Source organism: Methylobacterium sp. NEAU K (assembly GCF_030700285.1).
Classification (GTDB): domain Bacteria; phylum Pseudomonadota; class Alphaproteobacteria; order Rhizobiales; family Beijerinckiaceae; genus Methylobacterium.
The window spans coordinates 1-22,908 of sequence record NZ_JAUYZJ010000031.1 but is presented as its reverse complement, the minus strand read 5'-3'; the positions used below and the strand labels follow the sequence as shown (position 1 = coordinate 22,908).

18 protein-coding genes and 1 other RNA gene are annotated in these 22,908 nt (G+C 70.5%); 8 read left to right on the top strand and 11 right to left on the bottom strand.

All coding sequences use genetic code 11. The features are described 5' to 3' along the window. Window positions 1-38 precede the first annotated feature (38 nt). Window positions 39-1,064 carry a D-cysteine desulfhydrase family protein gene (locus tag Q8W67_RS20920; RefSeq protein WP_305549589.1) on the top strand — a complete coding sequence of 342 codons (1,026 nt, stop codon included), beginning with the start codon at window positions 39-41 and terminating at the stop codon, window positions 1,062-1,064. A 392-nt stretch (window positions 1,065-1,456) separates the two neighbouring features. On the opposite strand, the gene Q8W67_RS20915 is transcribed toward Q8W67_RS20920, so the two are convergent. The 6 genes from Q8W67_RS20915 to Q8W67_RS20890 form a co-directional block, all read right to left on the bottom strand. After that, on the bottom strand, window positions 1,457-2,470 hold the full coding sequence (locus Q8W67_RS20915) for a peptidoglycan -binding protein (RefSeq protein ID WP_305549587.1): 1,014 nt from the start codon (window positions 2,468-2,470) through the stop codon (window positions 1,457-1,459). After that, a complete protein-coding gene (locus tag Q8W67_RS20910; protein WP_305549585.1) occupies window positions 2,470-3,447 on the bottom strand; it encodes a MotA/TolQ/ExbB proton channel family protein in 978 nt (325 codons plus the stop codon). The genes Q8W67_RS20915 and Q8W67_RS20910 overlap by 1 nt, the downstream gene beginning before the upstream one ends. A 206-nt stretch (window positions 3,448-3,653) precedes the next feature. After that, window positions 3,654-4,472 carry a TIGR00282 family metallophosphoesterase gene (locus tag Q8W67_RS20905; RefSeq protein ID WP_305549583.1) on the bottom strand — a complete coding sequence of 273 codons (819 nt, stop codon included), beginning with the start codon at window positions 4,470-4,472 and terminating at the stop codon, window positions 3,654-3,656. Between the two features lie 3 nt (window positions 4,473-4,475). Beyond that, window positions 4,476-5,090 (bottom strand): 5-formyltetrahydrofolate cyclo-ligase, encoded by a 615-nt coding sequence (locus tag Q8W67_RS20900; RefSeq protein WP_305549581.1) that lies wholly within the window; start codon window positions 5,088-5,090, stop codon window positions 4,476-4,478. Next, window positions 5,080-5,236: non-coding RNA, 6S RNA (ssrS, locus tag Q8W67_RS20895), on the bottom strand. The genes Q8W67_RS20900 and ssrS overlap by 11 nt, the downstream gene beginning before the upstream one ends. Before the next feature lie 317 nt (window positions 5,237-5,553). Continuing rightward, window positions 5,554-7,086 (bottom strand): formyl transferase, encoded by a 1,533-nt coding sequence (locus Q8W67_RS20890; RefSeq protein ID WP_305549578.1) that lies wholly within the window; start codon window positions 7,084-7,086, stop codon window positions 5,554-5,556. 261 nt (window positions 7,087-7,347) lie between these two features. On the opposite strand from Q8W67_RS20890, the gene Q8W67_RS20885 reads away from it, so the two are divergent. Both Q8W67_RS20885 and Q8W67_RS20880 read left to right on the top strand, forming a co-directional pair. Then, a complete protein-coding gene (locus tag Q8W67_RS20885; protein WP_305549576.1) occupies window positions 7,348-9,453 on the top strand; it encodes an exopolysaccharide transport family protein in 2,106 nt (701 codons plus the stop codon). Beyond that, the gene (locus Q8W67_RS20880; RefSeq protein ID WP_305549574.1) at window positions 9,450-10,754 is read left to right on the top strand and encodes a VpsF family polysaccharide biosynthesis protein; all 1,305 of its coding nucleotides are present in this window, start codon (window positions 9,450-9,452) and stop codon (window positions 10,752-10,754) included. The genes Q8W67_RS20885 and Q8W67_RS20880 overlap by 4 nt, the downstream gene beginning before the upstream one ends. A 7-nt stretch (window positions 10,755-10,761) precedes the next feature. Here Q8W67_RS20880 and Q8W67_RS20875 read toward each other — a convergent pair whose 3' ends face one another. Together Q8W67_RS20875 and Q8W67_RS20870 are read right to left on the bottom strand one after the other, a co-directional pair. Beyond that, entirely contained in the window at window positions 10,762-12,009 is a 1,248-nt protein-coding gene (locus Q8W67_RS20875) for a glycoside hydrolase family 5 protein (RefSeq protein WP_305549572.1), read from the bottom strand. Next, window positions 12,003-13,178, bottom strand: a complete 1,176-nt coding sequence (locus Q8W67_RS20870; RefSeq protein ID WP_305549570.1) for a DUF1972 domain-containing protein — start codon at window positions 13,176-13,178, stop codon at window positions 12,003-12,005. Before Q8W67_RS20870 ends, Q8W67_RS20875 begins: the two co-directional genes overlap by 7 nt. Before the next feature lie 132 nt (window positions 13,179-13,310). On the opposite strand from Q8W67_RS20870, the gene Q8W67_RS20865 reads away from it, so the two are divergent. The 3 genes from Q8W67_RS20865 to Q8W67_RS20855 all read left to right on the top strand — a co-directional run bounded on the left by Q8W67_RS20865 (window position 13,311) and on the right by Q8W67_RS20855 (window position 16,948). Continuing rightward, complete coding sequence (locus tag Q8W67_RS20865) at window positions 13,311-14,558, top strand: glycosyltransferase family 4 protein (protein ID WP_305549568.1); 1,248 nt, start codon at window positions 13,311-13,313, stop codon at window positions 14,556-14,558. A 273-nt stretch (window positions 14,559-14,831) separates the two neighbouring features. Continuing rightward, window positions 14,832-15,821, top strand: a complete 990-nt coding sequence (locus tag Q8W67_RS20860; RefSeq protein ID WP_305549566.1) for a sterol desaturase family protein — start codon at window positions 14,832-14,834, stop codon at window positions 15,819-15,821. A gap of 2 nt (window positions 15,822-15,823) precedes the next feature. After that, a complete protein-coding gene (locus Q8W67_RS20855) occupies window positions 15,824-16,948 on the top strand; it encodes a GNAT family N-acetyltransferase (RefSeq protein WP_305549564.1) in 1,125 nt (374 codons plus the stop codon). Between the two features lie 105 nt (window positions 16,949-17,053). Here the strand turns inward: Q8W67_RS20855 and Q8W67_RS20850 are convergent, their stop codons facing one another. Further along, the gene (locus Q8W67_RS20850; protein ID WP_305549562.1) at window positions 17,054-18,364 is read right to left on the bottom strand and encodes a hypothetical protein; all 1,311 of its coding nucleotides are present in this window, start codon (window positions 18,362-18,364) and stop codon (window positions 17,054-17,056) included. Window positions 18,365-18,494: 130 nt separating this feature from the next. After that, window positions 18,495-19,652, bottom strand: coding sequence for an aminotransferase class V-fold PLP-dependent enzyme (locus Q8W67_RS20845; RefSeq protein WP_305549560.1), 1,158 nt, complete (start codon window positions 19,650-19,652; stop codon window positions 18,495-18,497). Window positions 19,653-19,799: 147 nt separating this feature from the next. Here Q8W67_RS20845 and glp point away from each other — a divergent pair, with 147 nt between their 5' ends. Further along, on the top strand, window positions 19,800-21,038 hold the full coding sequence (glp, locus tag Q8W67_RS20840) for a gephyrin-like molybdotransferase Glp (RefSeq protein ID WP_305549558.1): 1,239 nt from the start codon (window positions 19,800-19,802) through the stop codon (window positions 21,036-21,038). 67 nt (window positions 21,039-21,105) lie between these two features. Continuing rightward, window positions 21,106-21,978 (top strand): 4-(cytidine 5'-diphospho)-2-C-methyl-D-erythritol kinase, encoded by an 873-nt coding sequence (locus tag Q8W67_RS20835; RefSeq protein ID WP_305549556.1) that lies wholly within the window; start codon window positions 21,106-21,108, stop codon window positions 21,976-21,978. Between the two features lie 24 nt (window positions 21,979-22,002). On the opposite strand, the gene Q8W67_RS20830 is transcribed toward Q8W67_RS20835, so the two are convergent. Then, window positions 22,003-22,353 (bottom strand): hypothetical protein, encoded by a 351-nt coding sequence (locus tag Q8W67_RS20830; RefSeq protein ID WP_305549554.1) that lies wholly within the window; start codon window positions 22,351-22,353, stop codon window positions 22,003-22,005. Window positions 22,354-22,908 lie beyond the last annotated feature (555 nt).

Here is a 22,908-nt window from a genome sequence, read left to right as displayed (position 1 = left end):
CCGGGACAGGGCGCGCCGCGCGGTGTAGAATCGCCGCGATGCGCCATCTCGATCTCGCCCGCTTCCCCCGCCTGCCGTTCCTCGCGCAGCCGACCCCGATCGAGCCTCTAGACGGGCTGATGCGCCATCTTGGCGCCGCCCTCAACGGCGTTCGGCTCTTCGTGAAGCGCGATGACGTGGCCGGGATCGGCCTCGGCGGCAACAAGCTTCGCAAGCTCGAATACCTGCTCGGCGCCGCGCGTGCAGAGGGCGCCGACACGGCCATCACCGTCGGCGCCATTCAGTCCAATCACGCCCGGCTCACCGCCGCGGCTTCAGCGCGCGCGGGTCTCGCCTGCGAGTTGTTTCTGACCCGCAGCGTGCCGCGCCAGGACCCAGACTATACCGGCAACGGTAACCGCCTGCTCGACGACGTGTTCGGTGCCGCGGTCCACGAATTGCCCGGCGACGCCGATTCCCTGGCGGCCGCCGAGGCGCGGGCTGCGGAACTGCGGGCCGAGGGACGCCGGGCCTACGTCTTCCCATCGGGCGGATCGAGCCCGACCGGCTGTCTCGGCTACGCCAATTGCGCCGCCGAGATCCTCGCCCAGGCGGACGACCTGGGCGTGCACTTCGCGCAGGTGATCACCGCCAACGGCAGCGCCGGCACCCACGCCGGGCTCGTGGCCGGCCTCGCCGCCATGGATCTCGACCCGACGCTGGCGAAATCCTTCGCGGTGCTCGCCGAGGAAGGCCGCGCCCGGGCTGAAGTCCTGGAGAAGGCCAATGCTACGCTCGCCCTAATCGGATCCGACCGGCGCGTGTCGCCTGAGGCGATCAACCTCGACGGCCACCATCGCGGGCCGGGCTACGGCATCCCCACGGAGGGCATGCTGGGAGCGGTCCGGCTGATGGCCCGCACCGAGGGCAAGCTGCTCGACCCGGTCTACAGCGGCAAGGCTTTCGCGGGCCTGCTGCACGACGTGCGCGCCGGGCTCTATCCGGCGGGCTCGTCGGTCCTGTTCCTGATGACCGGCGGGACGCCGGGGATCTTCGCCTACAAGGAGACGCTCTCCGGCCCCTGAGCCCGACGGGCGATACGAACCAGCAACCGCAGCGCCGGAATGCGCCGCCGTGACCGTCGCGCTGGTCGAGATGGGTCGCAGAGACCCCGCGACCGGTCCGGCCATGATCGCGCGACGACGACATCAGGGACACCCGACGCGGCGGCGGAGCGCCCTGGTGCGCCGGCAACGAGCTATCATCACTGAAAGCGAGTCCCGGAACGATCGAGCCGCCCACGGCCGTGATCGCCGAATGGGCTTGCGCTGTGGCGGCCGTGAAGCTCCATGCGGAGCTGCCGGCGACCAGAGCACCCAGCCTAACAACCAGACACCTGCACGCCGACCCGGCAAGTCCAGGTAGCAGTCGAACGATGCAGGCCTCGAACACACGATGATGCCGAACCTGCCGCCTGCTACCGCTCCGTAAGCTTCATCTCGATCCGGCGGTTCCGGGCGTAGGCATCCTCCGTGGTGCCGGCGTCGAGGGGCTGGAACTCACCGAACGCCCCGGCCAGCAGGTGCTGCGGCGGGATGCTCTTGCCGGCGAGGTACTGCACCACCGCGATGGCGCGCGCGGCCGACAGCGCCCAATTCGACGGGAACTGCGATGTGTTGATCGGCCGCGCATCGGTGTGGCCGTCCACCCGAAGGACCCACGGCAGATCCGCCGGGATCTGCTTGGCGAGGTCGGAGATGGCGCCGGCGATCCGGTCGAGTTCTGGCCCGGCCTCGGGCTTCAGCGTCGCGGAGCCCGCCGGGAACAGCACTTCGGATTGCAGGACGAAGCGGTCGCCGACCACGCGGATGTCGGGGCGGTTGCCGAGGATCTGGCGCAGGCGCCCGAAGAAGTCCGACCGATAGCGGGCCAGCTCTTGGACCTTCTGGGCCAGCGCGACGTTCAGCCGGCTGCCGAGCTCGGCGATGCGCGCCTGCGATTCGCGATCCCGGGTCTCGGAAGCCGCCAGGGCATCCTCCAGGGCCGCGAGCTGGCGACGCATGGCGCTGATCTGCTCGTTCAGCAGGTCGACCTGAGAGAGCGCCCGCTTGGTCGCGCCGCGCTCGGCCTCCAGCTGCTTGTCGAGCGCCCCCGCCGCGCCCTGGCTGACGGTGGCGGCCTCGGCCTGGGACTTCGCCTGGTCGCGCTCGGACTCGACGCCGGCCAGCGTCGTGCGGAGGTTGCGCGCCTCCTCCTCCTGGTTGCGACGATTCGAGCGTTCCAGGGCGAGCAGGTCGGTGAGGTCGGCGATCTGGCGGTTGAGCTTGGCGAGCGTCGCGTCCCGCCCGGTCAGCTCCTGGGACAGGAAGAACTGCCCGACCACGAACACCGTGAGCAGGAACACCACCGATAGGAGCAGCGTCGCCAGCGCGTCGACGTAGCCCGGCCAGACGTTGAGGGTGCGCCGGGAGCGTGCCGCCGTCGACGCCACTACACCCGCTCCCTGCCCAGCCGGTCGAGCACCTGCTTCAACTCGCGCTCACGGCTCGCCTGAGCCTCGACCCAGTCGCGGATCATCTGCTGCTCCGCGCGCATATGCTGGACGAGGCCCTGGATGCCCTCGGCGAGGTTTGTCATGGCGAGCGTCGCGGCCCGCCCGCCCCCGCCCTCGGACACCACCGCGGTCAGCCGCTCGACAGCCTCCCTGAGTTCCTGCGAGCCGGCGGCCGGCCGGATCGCGGCCGGGACCGCCGTCTCGGCGGCCGCCGTGCCGGACATCAGCCAGTCCTGCAATTCGTTGTGGAAACGCGCATGGGCTTGGCCCGCCTGAAGCTCCAGGAAGCCGGTGATCAGCGAGGAGGCGAGGCCGAACAGCGAGGCCGAGAAGGCCAGCCCGATCCCCGAGAGCGGGACCGCAAGGCCGGATTTCAACTCGTCGAACATCACGCCGGCATCGCCGCCGCCGCGCATTCCCTTGATCACCCCGCCCACCGCCGAGAGCGTATCGATCAGGCCCCAGAACGTGCCGAGCAGACCGAGCAGGATGAGGATCCCGGCGATGTAGCGCAGCATCTCGCGCCCCTCGTCGAGGCGCGCCGCGATGGTGTCGAGATAGCCGGTGGTGCCCGGCAGGATCGTGCCCGAGGCCCGTGCGGCGATCATCGGCGCCATCGGCGCCAGAAGAGCAGGCGGCCGCCTGGCCTGGGCGCCCCCCGCGACCGCGTTGACGTAGTTGGCCTCGCGGAAAAGCCGGATGACCTGCCCGAAGGCGATCAGGACCGCAATCAGAAGAACCCCGAGGATGAGCCCGTTAAGACCGGGATTGGCCAGGAAGGCCGGCGTGATCTGCTTGAACAGGATGAAGGCCAGGAAGCCCACCAGGATCAAGAAAATCACCATGCGTCCGAGATAAATCCCGGGCCGCGCCAGCGGCTGACTTGTGTTTTCGCCGGTATCGCGGGCCGCCATCGGTCGCTCTAGCCTGGTCTCAAGATGGGGGCCGCCGACAGGCGGGATCCGTCGCGGCCACTGTGGGGGCAGCCCCGGACGCGATCAAGTCTCGCGAAAGACACGCCCACGCCGCAACCTTCCGTATCGGGCCGGGTCACGCCCCCAGCGCTCCGGACCGGCGCGCGCAGTCTCGCCGGCCTGGCATCGCCCTCGGCGGCGCGGCCTCAGTCCCAGAAACGCGGCCAGCACTCCTCGAGGTTCGGCCCGAGGCGGAGGGCCGCGACCTTCTTGGCGAGACCGCGCGCATCGATCTCCAGGGCGACGCCGCAGAGCGTTCCCTCGCCGGTCGCCACCTCGAAGCGCGAGCCCGGCGTCTTCTGGATCATCCGGCGAATCGGCTCGTCCTTCTGCATCCCGATGATCGAATCGTAATCGCCGCACATGCCGGCATCCGACATGTAGGCGGTGCCGCCGGGCAGGATGCGGTGGTCGGCCGTGGGCGTGTGGGTATGGGTCCCGACCACGAGGCTCGCGCGGCCATCGAGGTAATGGCCGAAGGCCTGCTTCTCGCTGGTCGCCTCCGCGTGCACGTCCACCACCACGGCGTCCGCCGCCGCCCCAAGGGGGCAGGCGGAGATCTCGCGCTCGATCGCGGTGAAGGGATCGTCCATCGCGTCGAGGAAGACCCGGCCCATGACGTTGACCACGAGCACGCGGGCGCCGCCCTGCGTCTCCACCACGGTGGCGCCGCGGCCGGGCGTTCCTGGGGGATAGTTCGCCGGCCGAACCAAGCGCGGCTGGCGGGCGATGAACACCAGCGCCTCGCGCTGGTCGAAGCTGTGGTTGCCCAGCGTTACGGCGTCCGCCCCGGCCTGGATCAGCTCGTCGCAGATCGCCTCGGAGATGCCGAAGCCGCCGGCCGCGTTCTCGCCGTTGACCACGACACAATCGAGCCGCCACCGCTCCCGCAACCTGGGTAGTTGCTCGCAGACGACATTCCGGCCCGGACGTCCGACGACGTCACCGAGAAAGAGCAGCCGCATGAATCAGACTATCCTGTCGAAACGGATCACGCCCGCCTCGGTGACCACACATTGCAGTGGCCGGTCATGCGGCTCGGCGGGAACCCGAGCGACCTCCTGCGCGGCGAAGCCGATTCCGACGGTGATCAGGGGATGCAGGCCGGACAGGCGCGCGATCGCGCCGTCATAATAGCCGCGCCCGTATCCGATGCGCTGACCAACCCTGTCGAAGGCGGCGAGCGGCACGATCAGCGCGTCGGGATCCACCGGCGGCAGCGCCGGGTCCGGCTCGCTCAGGCCGAAGCGGCTGACGACCAGCCTATCCCCGATCCGCCATTCCCGGAACACCAAGCCCTCGCGCGTGACCTGCGGCAGGGCAACGGCTTGCCCGCGGGCGAGCAGAGCCTCGGCGGCCGGTCGCGGATCGACCTCGCTGCGGATCGGCCAGAAGGCTCCGACCAGCCGAGCCTCGGCAAGCTCGGGCAGCGCCAGGAGCGTATGCGCGATGGCAGCGGAGGCGGCCTGCCGGGCGGCCGGGTCCAGGGCGTCGCGGGCGGCGAGCGCTGCCCGGCGCAGTTCAGCCTTGTGCGCCGCGCCGGAGGCGGCGCCGGATTCGGAAGTGAGCGAGTGCGGAGCCACGTGAGCCGTTGGAGGATCGATCCCGGGAAACCTACAGTGTAGGTGGGCGCCGTGTTGGCCAAGTCCAGGAACGAGGCCAGGGACAGCTCCCGGGGGAGTCGATAAGGCCCCGGGGAAAGTGCTCCTGACGAACTCTGCAGCCCCGCTGCAGCAATGTAGCGATCCACGCGCACTCCCGCCAGGGCCGGCCCGGTCTAAAATTCGATGGCCGGGATCGGGTCGACCGGGACCCACCCCGGCGACAGCGCATCGGCGTCCCCCCCGTGGCAGGCCGCAGTGCCTCCCGCTGAAATAAGCGCAGACCGGGATCGTCTCTATCCCGGCCTCGCACACGCGGCAGACAGCCGAGGCGGCGTCGGACCCGAGATCCCCAACCTGGGCAGTTCCAGAAGCTTCCGATGCGCCCCAGAAGCGGCGTTCGAGCGGAATGTTTCCAGCCGCAGCCGGCGGCGCCCCGGAAAGCTCAGGCGCGCCCCGCCATCCGGATCCGGCATACCCGGGCCGAGCCGTCAATGAATTCGAGGCCGCCCCCCGCGTTCACGGTGTGGAGGCGGCTCCCGGGCCAGGCCGGGCCGGGCTCGATCCGGCCGATGACCGTCTGCGCGAATCCCTCTGGGTCGAGGCGGTCGATCCGCGCCAGTCCCAGGGCGCGGCCGTAGCCCCCGGAGCAATCCTGGACCGGGCGGATCAACGCCCCACCGCGCGCGACGATCCGCCCGGCAGGGCGGGCAGTCGCGGGATCGATCAGCACGGGATTGGCCGGATGCGGCGTGTAGGGCCCGCGGAAGTCGGGAGCCGACCAGAGATGGAGCGTGTCGTGGTAGGAGCCGGCCCCGGAAGGCGCTCCGGACCCGGCATCGCGCACGGTCGCGAAAATCCACCAGCGGCCGGCATGCTCCAGGAGGGTCGCATCGCTCGCGACGACGCCGGACAGCAGCGTCGCCTCCTTGACCCAGCCTCCGGGGAAGCGCGTGGCACGGTAGAGCTCGACCGTGCCGGCTGCGGAACTCTCCGGCACCATCCAGACGGAGCCCTCGCGCTCGAACACGAATGGGTAGGAGAGATGATGGGGCTCCTCCAGCACCGGGACAGGAGGTCCTTCGGGGCCGGCCGGACCGAAGCGGACGGCCGAGATGATCGCCTTGCCGGTCTCGTGTGGAAAATCCTCGACGAAGACATGCGTCGACCCGGCGAAAGCGATCGGGAATGGGTCGGCGTAGAAGCGGCGGCCGTCATCCGGGAGGATGTTCCAGCCGGCCTCGGGATGGCGCCCGAGGTCGATCAGATCCGGACCGTCGAGGCGCCGCCAGCCGCAGCGCCAATGGGGTGCTCGGTAGCAGAGATGGTAGAGGCGGTGGACGATAGTCCGGGCCAGGATTTTCAAGGCCCGGGTACTTAGTGCCGCGACGGCGAGAGTTGGTCGGATCGTCGACGGCGTAACCCGTGCGCCATGGGCGGGGCCACTGCGCCCGGCGATGCGGCCCCGCAAGGCCGCCATCACCAGCGTCACGGTCCGGGCGAGCGCGTCGTCGTGGCTCGCGACCGTGATGCCCGGCAGATCGCTGCCGAGCCGTCCCGCGGACACGATCCGCCCGTCCTCGACCAGTGCAAGCTGCGGGACCGCACCGGCGAGCAGGCTCGCGAGCAGGGCCCCCTCTCCGAGCCGTCCATCATAGGCCAAGTGCCAGATCGTGGGGCCTGGCGAGACATCGCCGCAGAGGTCGAGCACCAGATCGGGGGCGGTATCGAGGGTCGCACCGGCCTGACGCCACGCATCGAGCGCGGTCGGGGACAGAACGGCCGAGCCGAGCCGCGGCAAGCCGTGGACCAGCGACTCCAGCCGGAACAGCAATTCGGCATTCGTCGGCCACGCGTCCGGGCCCGGCGTGGCCTCGACGCTTACGGCAGCAATGCCGGGCATCCCGGCGATCCGTTCCAACAGGCCCGCCTGCCAGCGGCGCGGCCTCGCGCCATCGAGACGCACTCGCACATGCATGATGAGCGCGCCTCCGCTCAGCCCGTTGATCCGCCGAACGCCGGCCGCAAATCCGACCTATTCCCGAACTGGTAACGGGAATGATAACTGTGCCGGCTGACCGCGAACTTGTTGCAGGGCGTTTACCAGATGCTCAGTAATCGGCGCTCGTGACCGCGACTCTCAAAAGTCTTGAGGAATTGTCAGCGGTCTGCGCGACTCTTGCAGTAGCGCATGGAGTCCGCGTGGGACCGAACCAGATCGAGACGTTGGTGACCGATCGTGGCACAGATCGACCATAACATCGCTGTCGCGACCTGGCTCGCGCCGGTCCAGTCGGCGCATCCAGAGCGGCCGGGCCCGCCCAGGCCCGACACCACCGCCGAGTTCGGCGACCTGTGGCGGATCCTGTGGCGGCGCAAGCGTACCGTGCTGGGGACCGCCCTTCTGCTCGGCCTCGCGGTCCTGGCTTACGCCGTGCTCACCCCGTCGCTCTACACGGCGACCGCGCAGATCCTGATCGACCCGCGCGACCGGCAGGTGGTCTCGAACGACGTCAATCCCGGCGCGCTCTCTCCCGACGGCGGCATCGCCCAGATCGAGAGCCAGGTGAAGGTTATCGAGTCGGACGCGGTCCTGGGCCGCGCCGTGACGCAAGCCGGACTCGAGAGCGAGCCGGGCTTCGGCGCGCCCAGGGACGGGCTCATCGCGCGCACCGTCGGGTCGCTGCGCGAGATGGTGCTCGGGCCTCGGCCGGAGCGGCGCATCGACCGGCGCGGGCAAGCGCTCGACCAGTTGCGGCGCAAACTGGCGGTCAAGCGCGCCGACAAGGTGTTCGTGATCGACGTGGTCGTCACCACGGTGGACCCGGACCTGTCGGCGCGCATCGTCAACGCCATCGCGAACGCCTACCTGGTGGACCAGACGGAGGCACGCTCCGACGCCGCCAAACGCGCCGCGGGCGACCTGCGCGGGCGGTTGGACGAGTTGCGCAACGGCGTCAACGCCGCCGACAAGAAGCTCGAGGACTACAAGGCACGCAACGGCCTGATCGCCTCCAGCGGCCGGCTCGTGAACGAGCAGCAACTCACCGACTCGAACGCCCGGCTAGTGGCCGCCCGCGCCCGGACGGCCGAAGCCAGGGCGCGCCTGCAGGGCGTCAGGGACGCGCGCGGCCAGGCGATCGGGTCCGGGTCGATGCCGGAAGCCGTCCAGTCCTCGGCGATCGACCGGCTGCGCGGCCAATACGCTGAGCTCGCCGCAAAGGAAGCGGACCTGCGCACCAACCTCGGCGAGCGCCACCCCTACATCGCCGCCGTCCGCACCCAGATGCAGGACGTCCGCCGCTTGATCGACGCCGAGCTGAACCGCATCGCCGGAGCCGCCGAGACCGAATACCAGCGTGCCCAGGCGAACGAGCGGACGCTGGCGGCCGAGCTGGAGCGGCTCCAGCGGCAATCGACCGTGACCGCCCAGTCATCGGTGCAGTTGCGCGAGCTGGAGCGGGAGGTCGAGGCTGCCCGCACGGTCTACAACACGTTCCTGGTCCGGGCCCGCGAAATCAGGGAGCAGAGCAGCATCGATAGCTCCAACGCGCGGATCATCACGGCGGCCCGCCCGCCGCAGGATCCGAGCTGGCCGCCGCGGCTGATCCTGGTCGCCGCCGCTCTGGCCGGCGGCCTCGGGCTCGGCGCCGGCCTCGCGCTGACGCGGGAATATCTCGAGCCGACGGTGCTGTCGCCGCGCCAGCTCGAGCGCCTGTCGAACGCCCCGGTGGTCGCGGTGATCCCGGGCCTTCGGCCGGGGGGCGCCAGCACGGCGGCGGCGCGCTTCACCCTCGACCATCTCGCGGCGACCGAGGGCGTGCGCGGACGCTCGCTGGCGCTGCTGGTGACATCGGGCGAGGCGGACGAGGCCCAGCGCCGGGCCGTGATCGGCCTGCTCGCATCGGTGGCTGTGGCGCGCGGCGACCGGGTGCTCCTGGTGGACGCGGACCTGCGCGCCGACGGCTCGGGCAGCGGCGGCCTCCTCGACGTGCTGCGCGGCGAGCAGAGCCTGAACACCGTCACGCAGGTCGATCCGAAGACGGGCGCACGCCGAATCGGGCTCGGCGATACCCACAAGCCGATCCGCGATGCGTTGACCCCCGCCAACATCGAGCGTTTCATCGCCGGCGTGAAGGGCCGGTTCGAGCTTGTGATCGTCGACGGCGGCGTGCTGTCCGAGAACCTGCGGCTCGGCCCGATCGCCGCAGCGGCGGACCGGCTGCTGGTGGTCGTCTGCAATGGCGCCACGCGCCAGCGCGACCTGATCGACCTCGTCGACACCTCCGAGGCCCTGGGTCGCCCAGTCTCCGGATCTCTGCTGCTCGACAGGCGCAGCGCGTGAGAGCCGCTCGGCCGGCCGGCTTCGCGCATCGGCGGCGGTCGCGCGCGCGGCCCGCAGCGGCGCTGCGCGGCCTCGCGCGGGTGGAAACCCTGGCCTTCGTGCTGCTGACGCTGGTCCTCGTCGGAGTCTCGGGGGGCCTGCTCTGGGCGCTCGGCCTCAACTACGACGGGATCAGCGGCTCGGCCCCCTCGAAGATCCATCCGGCAACCTACATGGCGGTGGCGCTGGTCGGCTGGATCCTGCTGCGCGCCGGCAATCCCGTGATCCCGGTGGCGCAGGCCCTGAACCGCCGGCCGGCCTGCGTGCTGCTGGCGGTCTGCGGGGTGCTGCTCCTCATGCTCATTGCGGCCCGCGGCGGCACGGGGCTGGCGGGTTCGATCGACACCTTCGTGCTGGCCGGCGTGATCCCGATCCTGCTGATGGATCGCGATGCGGCGACCCTGGGGCAGATCGAGACGGTCTTCCACCTCGTCATGCTCGCCAACGCCCTGCTCGGCCTGTTCGAGTTCGCCAGCGGCCAGCGCTTCTTCCCGTTCCGCTTTGACGGCATGGCGTTCGAGACCGACACCCGTTCGGCCGCGCTCCAGGGCCACCCGCTCGCCAACGCCACCATGACCGCCTGCTACATCCTGGCCCTGGCCAAGGGCGGCGGCCGGCTGACGCCAGCGATCCGCGCCGGGATGATTGCCCTGCAACTCGTAGCCCTGGTCACGTTCGGCGGCCGGTCGGCCACGGTGACGACCCTCGCGCTCGGAGGCTTGGTCGGGCTCTTCGCCCTCAACCGAACCCTGCGCAGCAACCGGATCCCCCTCGTCGGGGCGGCCTGCGCGTGCTTCGTGCTGACAATGCTGCCGGTGGTCGTGGCCGTCCTGTCGGCCGTGGGATTCTTCGATACCCTGCTGAGCCGGTTCGTTTCCGACGGCGGCAGCGCTCAGGCCCGGGTCGACATGCTGGCGATCTTCGACGCGATCCCGTTCCGGCAATTGCTGCTCGCCCCCGACCTCCTCCAAGTCAGCACGCTGCGTCGGATCTACGGCCTGGAATGGGGCATCGAGAACTCGATCGTCTCGGACGTGCTCTACCACGGAATCCTGGTGACGGCGCTGCTGGTCGTGGCGGTGGGGCTCTACCTCGCCGAGATCGCGCGTGGATGCCGGCGCGGGGTCTGGCTGCCAATCCTGGCGTTCGTGATCCTGGTCAACACCTTCGAGGGCCTGGCCGGGAAGACCACGATGCTGGCGAAATTCGCCCTCATGCTGATCGTTCTGTTCCCGCCGAACGCCGCCCGCGACCGGCCCTGACCGCAGGTCACGGCCGCGCCGCGAGCCCGAGCGCGGCGACCAGCGCGGGATCGACGGCGTGGGCCTCGTCCATCAGCCCGAGCCCGTCGAACAGGTTCCAGAACGACCACGCGAAGCCCGCCTGCTCCGCCGCCTGCCGCACATCGCGGAGATAGGCTGCTCGGTCGGGCGCTTTCGAAGCCGTGTAGCGCGCGTCGGTGCGCAGGGCACCGAACTCACCCATCAGGACGTGGCGGGCCGGGATCCCGTAGAGATCGGCCCAGGTCGAGACCGGAGCCATTTCCTTCGCCAGATAGGCGGGTCCGGGCTCGGCCTCGGCATAGTCACGCAGCTTCGCCTCGATCACCGCGAGGTCGCGGGCCTTCTCCGCCTGCGGGACCGTGCGGTCGGCCGCCATGCGGGCCCGTACCGCGACGAGGGTTTCGGGCAGGCGCCCGCGCGCGCCCGGCCAGGGCACGGCATTGAGCCAGCGATAGAACGGCTCCTCGGTGAGCCAGGTCGCGCCCTGATGGGAGAACAGATACGGCTCGTAGAAGTGGAAGGTGTAGAGCAGCGGCGCGAACCGCGCGAGCGGCGCCGGGTCCAGGGCCGTCAGCCCGGCGACGAGGCTGCCGCAGGCCCCCGTCGCTACCAGGGTCAGGGACGGCGCCGCCGCCCGGGCCGCGGTGAGCAGCCCCGCCTGCACCCGGTCCCACGCGCCGGACCCGCAGGCCTGGGGCGGTTCGTTGACCGGTTCCAGTGCAACCCGGTCGATGCCCTTCCGGACGCACAGCCGGGCGAGTTCGGCGACGAGGTCGCGATAGACCGACAGCATCGGCGCCCGGTCCGAATCGTAGAAAGCGTCCGGCGTGTAGTGGTGTGTGGCGGCGTTCGCTTGGACGTTGACGAGCACGCGCAGTCCGGCCCCCAGCACATCGTCGATCGCGGCCGACAAGGCGCGGAAAAGCTCGGCCCGCCGCGCGCCCGTGAAGGCCACGAACGGCCCGGGATCGAGGGGAAGCCGCGCGAAGTCGAAGCCCAGCGCGGCCAGGCGGCGGAGGTCGTCCCGGGTCGGCAACGGGCGGTCGGACTGGAAAGGCGGCCACGCGTAGTCCGTCCGCGGCGCCGGGAACTCGGTGGTCAGCGAGAACCACGGCCAGAGGGCGATGCCGCGGCGCAGGGGCAGCGGCCCAGGATCGGCCCGCACCGGCAACGCGCCCGCACCCGCCAGGGCGAGGCCGCGCGCCAGAAACCCGCGTCGGTTCGCGCTCACCATTCGTTACCGACCGTGACAGAGTCCGGGGAGCCGATCGTCGCCCGGGGCGGCAGCGGCGGGTAGCCGCCGACGCGGCGCGCCTCGGCCTCGTAGGCCGCCAGCACGTCGTCCCAGCGGAAGCTCTCGGCGCGGGCCCGCGCGGCCTTCCGGGCGGCGGCGACCGCGTTGTCGTCCGCCAGCACCCTCTCGATCGCGGACGCGCACGAGGCGCTGTCGGTGAAGTAGAATTGGCCGTCCCCTGCAGTGCCGCGGTTGAACGGGTTATCGTGGGCGATCACCGCGTTGCCGGCCCACAGGGCCTCCACGAGCGACGGGTTTGTGCCGCCCACCGTGTGACCGTGGAGATAGGCGCGCGCGTGCACGCGCAGAGCCTGCACGCGCTCCGCTTCGTAAAGCGCGCCGGGGAGGAGCACCTCCGGCCCTGCGGCATCTTCCACGGCGCGGTGATAGGGATTGGAGACGCTCAACGTCCCGAGCACCACGAGGCGCATGCCCCTGGGCCGGCGCGAGAACGCCTCGACGATCGTCAGAATGTTGTTGTCGGGCTCGATCCGGGCGATCGACACGAGGTAGCGGCCGGGCTCCAGGCCCAGCGGCGGCGGGGCCGGATCCGCCGGCGGCGGGTCGCCCCCGTACGGGATCGTCGCGATGGCACGCCTCGGACGGCGCCGGGCGAGATGGTCGGCGATGGCCGGATGGTCAGCGACCAGGCGCTGCGACGACCAGGCGGCGATCCACTCGCTCACGTAGAAGTACGCCCGGACCGGCATCGACCATTTCGGCCGCCGCCACTCGATCCCGTCCATGTTGGTGAGGATCCGTCCGCCGCGCGCGCGCAGGTAAGGCAGGAACGCCGCGCCATTGTAGCCGAGCACGAGGCAGACGCCGCCGCGGGCCGCCGCGTCGCGGACGCACAAGGCATCGAAGGCGAGCGTCGCGGCCGGACCGCGCAGGGCCACCTCCACGGTGATCAGCTCAACGCCGTTCCACATCCGGGACGAGACCCGGTTGCGCACCCGTTCGACCTCCTCCTGGCAGTAGACGCCGACGCGCCAGCCGCGGCCGGCCAGATACAGCGCGAGGCGTTCCGCGAAAGTCTCGAAGCCGCCGTGAGCAGCCGGAATCCCCCGCGTCCCAAGAATAAGTAACGCGGGCGCAAGGTCGACCATGGTTCTTTCTTCCCTGTCGGCAGCTCGTATTGTAAACGGTTTCGATTACCGAGCAGGCGATTAGATCACGCGCACAAAGGCTGACGGTACATGACAGATTATCAGATTATGGTGGATAATTCGATACGCTGCATGTCTTCGACTGCGGAAGAGCCGGAAAGGTCGGCGCACGAGGCGTTCCGGCCGGCCCGGAGCAGCGTGCCCGTCGCGCGCATCACCTGCGTGCACCAGGGCTTCGAACTGTACGGCTCGGATCGCTGCTTCGTCGAGACGGTGCGCACCATCCGGGCCGCCCATCCGACGGCGCGGATCGACGTCGTCCTGCCGCAGCACGGCCCGATCGTCGCGGTTCTGGAGCCTTTCGCAAACCGCATCGTGATCGAGCCGCTGTGGATCCTGCGGCGCAAGAACCTGGCGCGGCTCGCCACCTTGGGCCTGATGGCACTGCCTTTCGCGGTCGCTCGCGCGTACGCGCGCATCCGCGCGAGCGACCTTGTCTACGTCAACACCACGGTGGTGGCCGACTATCTTCTGGCCGCCCGGCTTCTGCCGGGACGCAGCATCGTGCACGTCCATGAGATCCCGGAAGGGTCCGTGCTGAAGGTTCTGCGCTGGCTGATCCGCTGGAGCGGCGCCAACGTCGTGTTCAACTCGCGCGCCACTGAGGCGGCCTACGCGCTGCCGGCGGGCGCCGCCGCAACCCGCGTCGTCTACAACGGCATCGCCGGGCCGGCCGAGCCGAACCGGCAGGTTTACGACGGGACGCGCCCGCTGCGCGTGCTGATGCTCGGCCGGATCAGCCGGATCAAGGGGCAGGACGTATTGGTCGAGGCGCTGGCCTCCCTGCCGGACACAGTCCGCCGGCGGATCGAGCTGCGGATCGTCGGCAGCGCCTTCGAGGACGCGGCGCGGGAGGAGGCCCTGGCGGCGCAGATCGCCGAGGCCGGCCTGTCGGAGCAGGTCAGCCTCCAGCCGTTCGTCGACGACCCGGCCGCGCTCTACCGCTGGGCCGACGTGGCGACGATGCCCTCGCAGCGGCCCGAATCGCTCGGCCGGGTGGCGATCGAGGCGATGTCCTTCGGCGTGCCGCCACTTGTGACCCGCATCGGCGGCCTGCCCGAAGTGGTGGAGGATGGAAAGACGGGATGGGTGGTGCCGCCGGGCAGCCCGCAGCCGATCGCGGCTGCGCTCGCGCGCATCGCCACGGATCCCGCCCGCTGGCGCGGCTTCGGCGAGGCGGCGCGGGAGCGCTACGAGAACCTGTTCTCGGAGGCCTCGGCCGCAGAGGGTATCGAAGGCATGGTGTGGGCGACGCTGCGGCACGCCCGGGGCGCGGAGCCGGCGGTGGCGGCGACGCAGCCCACACACCCCGCGGCATGACCGAGCGCCGGACAAGACCCTTTCAGTGGTACGTCCGCGAGGAGAGCATCGTCGGGACCGACGCGGCGGCAGACGCCCGCGTTCAATCTTCGGTGGACAATCACCGTCGCATCAAAACTCGGTAAGCACAGTTCCGGGATAGTGCTCGCCAGGCGATCCGGTTACGGCGCAAGCGGTTCGAATGGAGCCGGTGAGCTGCACGCGCCGCAGGGTAAGCACCGGGCGCCCCGAATTCGCCGAGCGGGCCGGTCCGGCGAAGGGAAACGCCTCTTCATGGAAGTCGTCGACTTCATCCAGCGCATCACCGAGAAGGTCTCGGCCGAAAACCTGATCGCCGCCGGACTGCTGTTCGCGACCGCGTTCGGCTGCGCGCTGATCGCCTATCTGCGCACGGCGGAGCGATATTCGCTCGCGGAATTCTTTGAGTTCGCGCTACCGCACGAGGTGATCACGCACCCGTCCGCGCGGGCGGACCTGCTGTTCTACGTCACCCGCAAAGCGATCATGCCGTTCCTGCTGATCCCCGCCGGGGTGACGTTCGTGGTGGCGGTGGGCTACGCGACCAACCGGGGGTTCGGCGCGATCCTCGGCATCGACCAGCCGATCCTCGGCGCACCCGGGCCGCTGACCGTGGTGATGTTCACCGTCACCATGCTGCTCGCCTACGACCTGTCCTATTACCTCTATCACACGGCCCAGCACCGCTATCCGTTCCTGTGGGAACTCCACAAGGTCCACCACTCGGCTGAGGTGATGGTCGGCATCACCAAGGACCGGGTGCATCCGCTCGACGAACTGATGAACCGGGCCTGGGACGGGGTAATCCCCGGGATCTGCTTCGGGATCTGGAGCCTGCTGGCGCTCAACCCGGTCGAGCTGACCGTATTCGGGATCAACGTCTACATCATGCGCAATATCTTGATGATGGATTTCGTCCGCCATACGCATTTCAAGATCTCGTTCGGACGTCTCAATGCGGTCATCCTCTGCCCGCACTGGCACCAGCTCCACCACTCGACGGCACCGCAGCACTACGACAAAAATTTCGGCCTGCTGTTCTCGTTCTGGGATCGGTTTTTCGGCACCCTCCACGTCCCGGAACCGAACGAGGACTTCAAGTTCGGACTCGTCGACCGGGATGTGGCCGACTACCAATCCCTCTCGGGCCTCTATCTGCTACCCCTCAGGAAGATGGGCCGGCGAATGATGCGGCAGATGCGCCGCCTGCGCGGCCTCCCAGCGCAGCCGCGGTCGGGCGCCTGACCATGGCTCCCGAGCACTTCGAGACGATCCGCACGGCCGAGAGGCTCGCGGCCGTCGGACCGGCCTGGACCGCCCTTTGGGCGCGGAGCGGCGCGCTCGTGTTCCAGAGCCATGCCTGGATCTCCGCTTGGTGGGCGAGCGCCTCCGACCGCGACCGCCGGGCGCTGGCGATCGTGCTGGCGTGGCGGGCTGACAGGCTCGTCGGCGTGCTGCCGCTCGCCACCGTGCGCCGCCGGGGCTTCCGCGTTCTGGAATGGGCCGCCAAGGACTGCTCCGATTTCGGCGACGCGCTGCTCGCGGACCGCGCCGACGCGGGGCTCCTGCAGCGGATGTGGCACCATACCGGCCGAGTCGGCGGCTTCGATCTCGCCTACCTCAACCGGCTCCTGCCCGACGCTGCAGCGCGGGCGCTGCTCGACGCCTCGACCGGGGGCGTCCGGCTGCGCCCGAACCACCGCGACGAGGCGAACTGGCGCGTGCGCGGACCCTGGCCGACCGGGCAGGCTTGGTTCGATGCACAGTCGAAGAAGACCCGCCAGAACTACCGCCGCGGCCAGAAGTTCATCGGCGAGCGCGGGCCGCTGACCTTCCGCCTGCTCGGCCCCGAAGAGCCGCTCGGGCCGGTGCTCGACAGGCTGACCGCCTTCAAGCGGGCCTGGCTCGCGACCCACGACCTGCCCTCCACGGCATTCTACGACGAGGGTTCGGGCGCCCTCCCGGCCATGGTGCGGGTGCTGGCCGAGTCGGGGCTGCTGCACGCCTTTGTGCTCGAATGCGGCGATGCAGTCGTGGCGGTGTCGATCAACTTCGTCCAGGCCGGCACGATGATGGCCTTCGTCACAACCTACGATCCGGCCTTCGAGCGCGGCTCGCCCGGGATGGTGCTGATGATGGACTACATCATGTGGTCGATCGACCACGGGCTGCACACGGTAGACTTCCTCTGCGGCGACGAGGGGTTCAAGGGCCGATTCGGCACTCAGAACCTGACCTTGACCTCGATGATGGGCGCACGCACGCCTCAGGGCGCTGCAGCGCATCTGGTCGACCGCACTCGACACGCGTGGCGGCAGCGGTTCGGCAAGCCCGCGACCGCGGAGCCGATGCCCGCCGAGGCAGCGGCCTGAGGCGCTGGCGCGATGCTCAAGGCCGCGGATGCCGGTTCGGCATCGGAATGCGCGGGGTGGCGCCGGTGCGCAGCAGCCTCGTCGGACGAAGCCCTTACCGGCCGCTCACGGGATGCGCGGTGCCCGCGTTCGAACCCGGAACGCGCCCACCGACCATGCGAGCGTGGCGGCCTCGGAGGTGAGCAGGCCGAGGAGCGCGGTGGCCGGCGGCAGCAGCAGCAGGAGCGGCACCATGATGGCGAAGCCCAGCGCGGCGCTCGCCACCGCCCCGGCGGTGATCGTCCGGAAGGCCGCGGACGCCTCAAGGTAGGCGCGCGGGATCGCGTAGAGCAGCGACACGGTCACCACCGCCCAGACGCCGAGCCCGATCAAGCCCATGCGCTCGTCCGCGAACCGCCCCTTGAACAGCATCTGCTCGATCAGCGGCAGGGTCATCGCCATCACCACCCCGTAGGCGAGGCAGGCGCAGCCGATCAGCAGGGCGTAGCGCACCACGAGCCGACGGACTGCGTGAACCTGCCCGGCGGCCAGCAATCCGCTGATCTCCGGCAGGACCATGTTCATCAGCGCGTTCGTGGGGATGCGTAGCGGTGCGTACAGCACGAGCGTCGCGGCGATCGGCGCATAGGCGGCCGGGCCCGCTATGAGGGCGAACAGCAGCGTCAGGCCCTGTCCCTGCACGGTGAGGCTGGTGACGCCCGCGAGCGACCACGCCAGGGTCCGCCAGATCGCCCTGTAGCGCGCCCGCGCGCGGGCATGGAGCGAGAGGCGCAGCCGCTGGCGCAACGCCCCGTAGGCCACCGCGATGGCGATCGCATGGGCCAGCGCGATGGCGAGAAAGGCCCGCTCGAGGAGCGCCGTGCCCTCGCCGTTCAGCCCGCTCCAGACGAACAGGGCGCCGCAGACGGCGTAGACGAGGTCGCTCAAGCCCGCGATCTGCGGCCGCCCACGGGCGAGCAGCACGATCCGCAGGTAGCTGCGGAAGCCGTAGAGTGCCACGAAGGCCCCGGCCGCCAAGGCGCCGAGGCCCATCACCGGTACGAGCGCCGCGCCGGTGGCGAGCGCCATCAGACCGGAGACCAACGCCGCCCCGGAGCCGAACATCACGTCGTAGCCGAGGGCGGCCGGCCGGCCGAGGCTGCGGGCGAGGTGAAGCGTCGCCGGGATCGCCACAAGGGCGCGGATATAGGTGATGCTGACGGCGCCGACCGTGAACACGATGGCGAACAGCCCGTAATCGTGCGCGCCGAGCGCGCGCACCAGCAGGATGTTCAGCACGAAGTGGAACAGGCTCTGGATCAGCTCGCCGGACAGGATCACGGCAAACCGTCCGGACAGGGCGGCACGCACCGAAGCGGGCAACCGCAGGCTGCGGCCGGTCGCCGGTGCGCAAAGGGTCTCACCGGGTCGCGGCATGAATCTCGGCATAATTCGGCATAATGTTGCGGGCGGCGTCCTTCCGGATGAAATGGCCGCGCTTCCGCCGCGTCATCTAGGCAGGGCGGCCGCCACGCCATCCGCATTGGTCCGGCCACGACTTCCGAAACTATCCGCGACCTGTTTCCGTACCGTGTGCGGCAAGACCGTCGAACGCGCCCGCCAGAGAGGCGAGACAGCGCGCGACGTCGACCTCGTTCGCCCAGACGTGTGGACTCAGCCGCAGCGCTCCCGACCGCTCGCTCACGAAAACGTGCTCTCGCTCCAGGCGCTCCACGAGGCCGACAGGCAGGCCGCCGGGTGCGCGCAGCCCGAGGATGTGGGGTGTCCGCAGGGGCCGCGGCGCGACCGCGAGGCCCAGCGCGCTGACCCCCTCGGCCAGTCGGTCGGTGAGCCCGCGGAGCCTCGCGGACACCGCCGGCATGCCCCAGCCGGCGATCAGTTCCAGGCCGGTCGCCGCCATCGACAGGGCTACGGGATCTTTCAACTCGCCCCGGTCGTAGCGCCGCCCCCCGGACGTCGGCGACCGGTTTCCAAGATTTTCCTCGATCGGCACGCCGTCCTGCCGGTCGGGCGCTGCATACAGAAAGGCGAGGCCGTAGGGACCGAGTGCCCATTTGTAGGTGGGGAAGGCGAGGAAATCGGGCCGCCACCGGCCGACATCCACCGGCACGGCGCCCACCGCCTGCGTCGCGTCGATCACCAGGTCGGCGCCGGCTGCGTGCACCGCGGGCGCCAGACGGTCGAGGTCGATCAGGAGACCGTCGGTCCAGTGCAGGGGCGTCAGGGTCGCGAGGGCGAGCGGCGGGGCGCCTGGGCGCGCGATCGCCGCCAGCAGCGCCGCGGTCCAGTCGCCGTCCGCGGGGCGGGCGACCTCCTCCACGGCGAGACCGCGGGCAGCCGCCAGCCGGTCGAAGGCGTAGCGGAGGGACGGGAACTCGTCAGCCACCCGCAGCAGGCGCCCACCCGGCTCCGGGGCGAGGTTGCGGGCGGCCGTCGCCATCGCGTGGCTCACCGAGCCGACGATCGCGAAATCGTCCGTAGTCGCTCCGATCAGCGTGGCCGCGGCCGCACGGGCTCGCTCGGCCCGGGCGGCAAACGCCGCGCGGGGATGCGTCCAGGGACGAGTCTTGGCCAGGATTCCGGCCTCGCCGGCCATCCGGACGGCACGCGGCAAGGGCGACCATGCCGCGGCGTCGAGATAGCTGACATCCGCCGGCACCTCGAACAGGTGTCGCTGGCACGGAAGCTCGTCGGCGGCAGGCATGGCGACGGGGAGCGTAGCGGATCGTACCGGCCGAGGCCACGGCCCGGGGCTTGATCACACGGCCCCGATGCCGCAAGCCGGCGAGCCATAGCCCCGCGAGGCGCCCGTGCCGACCCGCCCCCTGCCCCCGACCGACACCGCGCCGCAATGGGCCGCCTGAGCCGCGACTGTTTTGACGCCGCGCCCGCACCGATGCGGGTCGCCGACGCGGTGGCGCTGCTGCGCGCGCGGCTGCCGGTCCTATCCGGGATCGAGACGGTCCCCCTCGAGCGCGCGGACGGGCGCATCCTGGCGCAGGACCTGATCGCGCCGGTCGATCTGCCGCCGTTCGACAATGCGGCGGTCGACGGCTACGCCCTTGGGGCGGGCGATCTCCCCCGAGCCGGCGAGACGCTCCTGCCGCTTGGCGGCCGCGTACCGGCCGGTCACGCGCCGGCCGATCCGGGGCCGGGCTACGCCGTTCGGATCTTCACCGGGGCGCCGATGCCGCCGGGCACCGATACCGTAGCGATGCAGGAGGACGTCCGGGTCGCGGGCGACGCCGTCGTCGTGCCGGCCGGCCTCGCGCGAGGAGCCAATCGCCGCCGGGCCGGCGAGGACGTGGCGCGCGGCAGCCTCGCGATCCGGGCCGGCACGCGGCTGGGCCCCCGGCACCTCGCCCTGGCGGCCGCGCTCGGCTTGCCGGACCTGCGACTGCGCACGCCCCTCAGGGTGGCGCTGTTCTCCACCGGCGACGAGCTGACGGCGCCCGGATGCCCCCTGCCGCCCGCCGGAATCTACGACGCCAACAGACCCATGCTGGCGGCGCTGCTGCGGCGGCTCGGCGCCGAGCCGGCCGACCTCGGCATCCTGCGCGACGCGCCCGGTCCCCTGCGACAGCGCCTCGAGGCGGCGGCCGCGGAGCACGACCTGATCCTCACCTCCGGGGGCGTCTCGGTGGGCGAGGAGGATCACGTCCGCGCCGCCGTTGAGGCGTCGGGCGCGCTCACCTTCTGGCGGCTGGCGATCAAGCCGGGCCGGCCGGTGGCCCTGGGGGATGTGGCGGGCACGCCCTTCGCCGGCCTGCCGGGCAACCCGGCCGCCGCCTACGTGACCGCGCTCGCGGTGCTCTACCCCCTGGTGCTGCACCTCTCCGGCGCACGCGATGCGATGCCGGCGCTGACCGTGCGCAGCGGCTTCGCCCGGGAGAAGCGTGCGGGCCGGCGCGAATACCTGCCCGTCTGCCTCCGCGCGGGCGCCGACGGCGTGCCGGAGGCGGTGCCGGCGCCGGCAGGCGCCATGTCGGGCCTGTCGGCGAGCGACGGGCTGGCGGAACTCGCCGAGGATCTGGGTGCGATCCGGGTCGGCGACGCCCTGCCGTACCGGCCGCATGGGGATTTGAGCTGAGCTGTTGTTACAAGGCGCGAGCCTGTAGAGCGTCAAGCCCGTTCACGCCCGACCCGTCCGAGATCCCGTGCCCCTGCTCGCAGACCGTGCCCCCGCCAAGGTGAATCTCACGCTCCACGTTCTCGGGCGGCGGGCTGGCGACGGCTACCACGAGTTGGAGAGCCTGGTGGCCTTCGCGGGCGTTGCCGACCGGCTGACCCTGAACCCCGCAGCCCCGCTCGGCCTCGCGGTCAGCGGCCCGACCGCCGGCCCGGCTGGCCCGACAGACGACAACCTCGTCCTGCGCGCCGCCCGGGGGCTCGCGGCGCGGGTGCCGTCCCTGCGGACGGGGGCCTTCCATCTCGTCAAGCGCCTACCAGTCGCCGCCGGCATCGGCGGCGGCTCCTCGGATGCCGCCGCGGCCCTGAGGCTGCTGGCGCGCCTCAACGCGCTACCGCTCGACCACGCGGCCGTCGTGGCCACCGCACGCGAGACGGGGGCCGATGTGCCGGTCTGCCTCGATCCGCGGGCCCGTATGATGCGCGGTGCCGGCGAGACCATCGGCCCGGCGCTCGGCCTGGCACCGCTCTCGGCCGTGCTGGTAAACCCCGGCGTTCCGGTGCCGACCGCCCCGGTGTTCAAGGCGCTCGGCCTCGCGGTCGGGCAGAGGCTCGACGGCGCGCCGCATCCCGGCATCTCCGAAGATCTCGGCGGCGACGCCCTCGTGGCGGCGCTCGTTCCGGCCCGGAACGACCTGGAGGCGCCGGCCCTCACGGTGGCTCCGGTGATCGGCGTCGCGCTGGCGGCGCTGCGTGACTGTGGCTGCAGCCTCGCGCGGATGTCGGGTTCGGGGGCGACGGTGTTCGCGCTGTTCTCCGACCGGCGCGCCGCCGTGCGGGCGGCCTCCGCGCTGCGTGCCGCCCATCCGGGCTGGTGGGTGGCACCGACCTTCCTGCGCTGATCCGTCCCGGCGGCGACGCCGGTCTCAGGCGGGTCCCGCCTCGAACACAGTTGCGAGGCCGCCGGCCTCCGGGACCATGACGCGCCAGCGCGTGGAGTGGGGCAGGTAGGCGGGATCGACTGCGCTGGCGACACCGCTCCCGATGTCGAAGGTCGTCGCCCGCCCCGCCTCGTCGCGGCCGCACAGATAGGCGCTGCCATCGCCGAGATGGAGGGCGGGGAAGGCGGCCGCCGCCGTGACCCGCCCGAAGGCGAGATCCGTGATCGCCCGGCTCGGCACGAGGTGGGCTTCGCGCAGCTCCAGCACGTCGAAATCGGCGGCGACATCCGTGGCGTGGGGCAGGTGCCGCCCGTCCGCGTGGCGGCGGTTCAGCACGAGCACCCCTCGGAGACCGTCTCGCGTGACCACCAGGGCTAGGGTCTGAACTCAATCAGCTTGGCCGTGATGATGTCCGAGAAGGGTGGCGAGCGGACGCTCAAATGCTACGGTTAGCCAGTGATCGTCCCGATTGGGTATCTGTCATGTTACTGTATCTAATTCCATATGTCGCGCTTTTGTTGCTAATATTTGGTTTCGCCGTTGGCTATCGTAAAGGTAAGCAGCGACCAAGATTAGGGTTAAAATCGCCGCTGAGTTTATTTTTAATCATATTAGCAGCAATAATATTTACTAAGGCTATAGACAAGAATGGATTTTCTGGCAATGCAGGGCATATCATATTCTTGATAAGCTCTTGCCTACTTTATGCTTCTCTTTGGATCGGAGCTTCAATCGGAGGCTGGGCAAGTAAATTTGGTCACCGAAAAGTTTCCTGAGTTGCAACGTCCATGACAAGGCCGCAATTCTGCTTCCACACTCAACCTGACCGTCCGCAATGGGTCGAAAGCGGGCGGCCCTCCCAGGGTCAAGCTGATTAGGTTTTGACCCTAG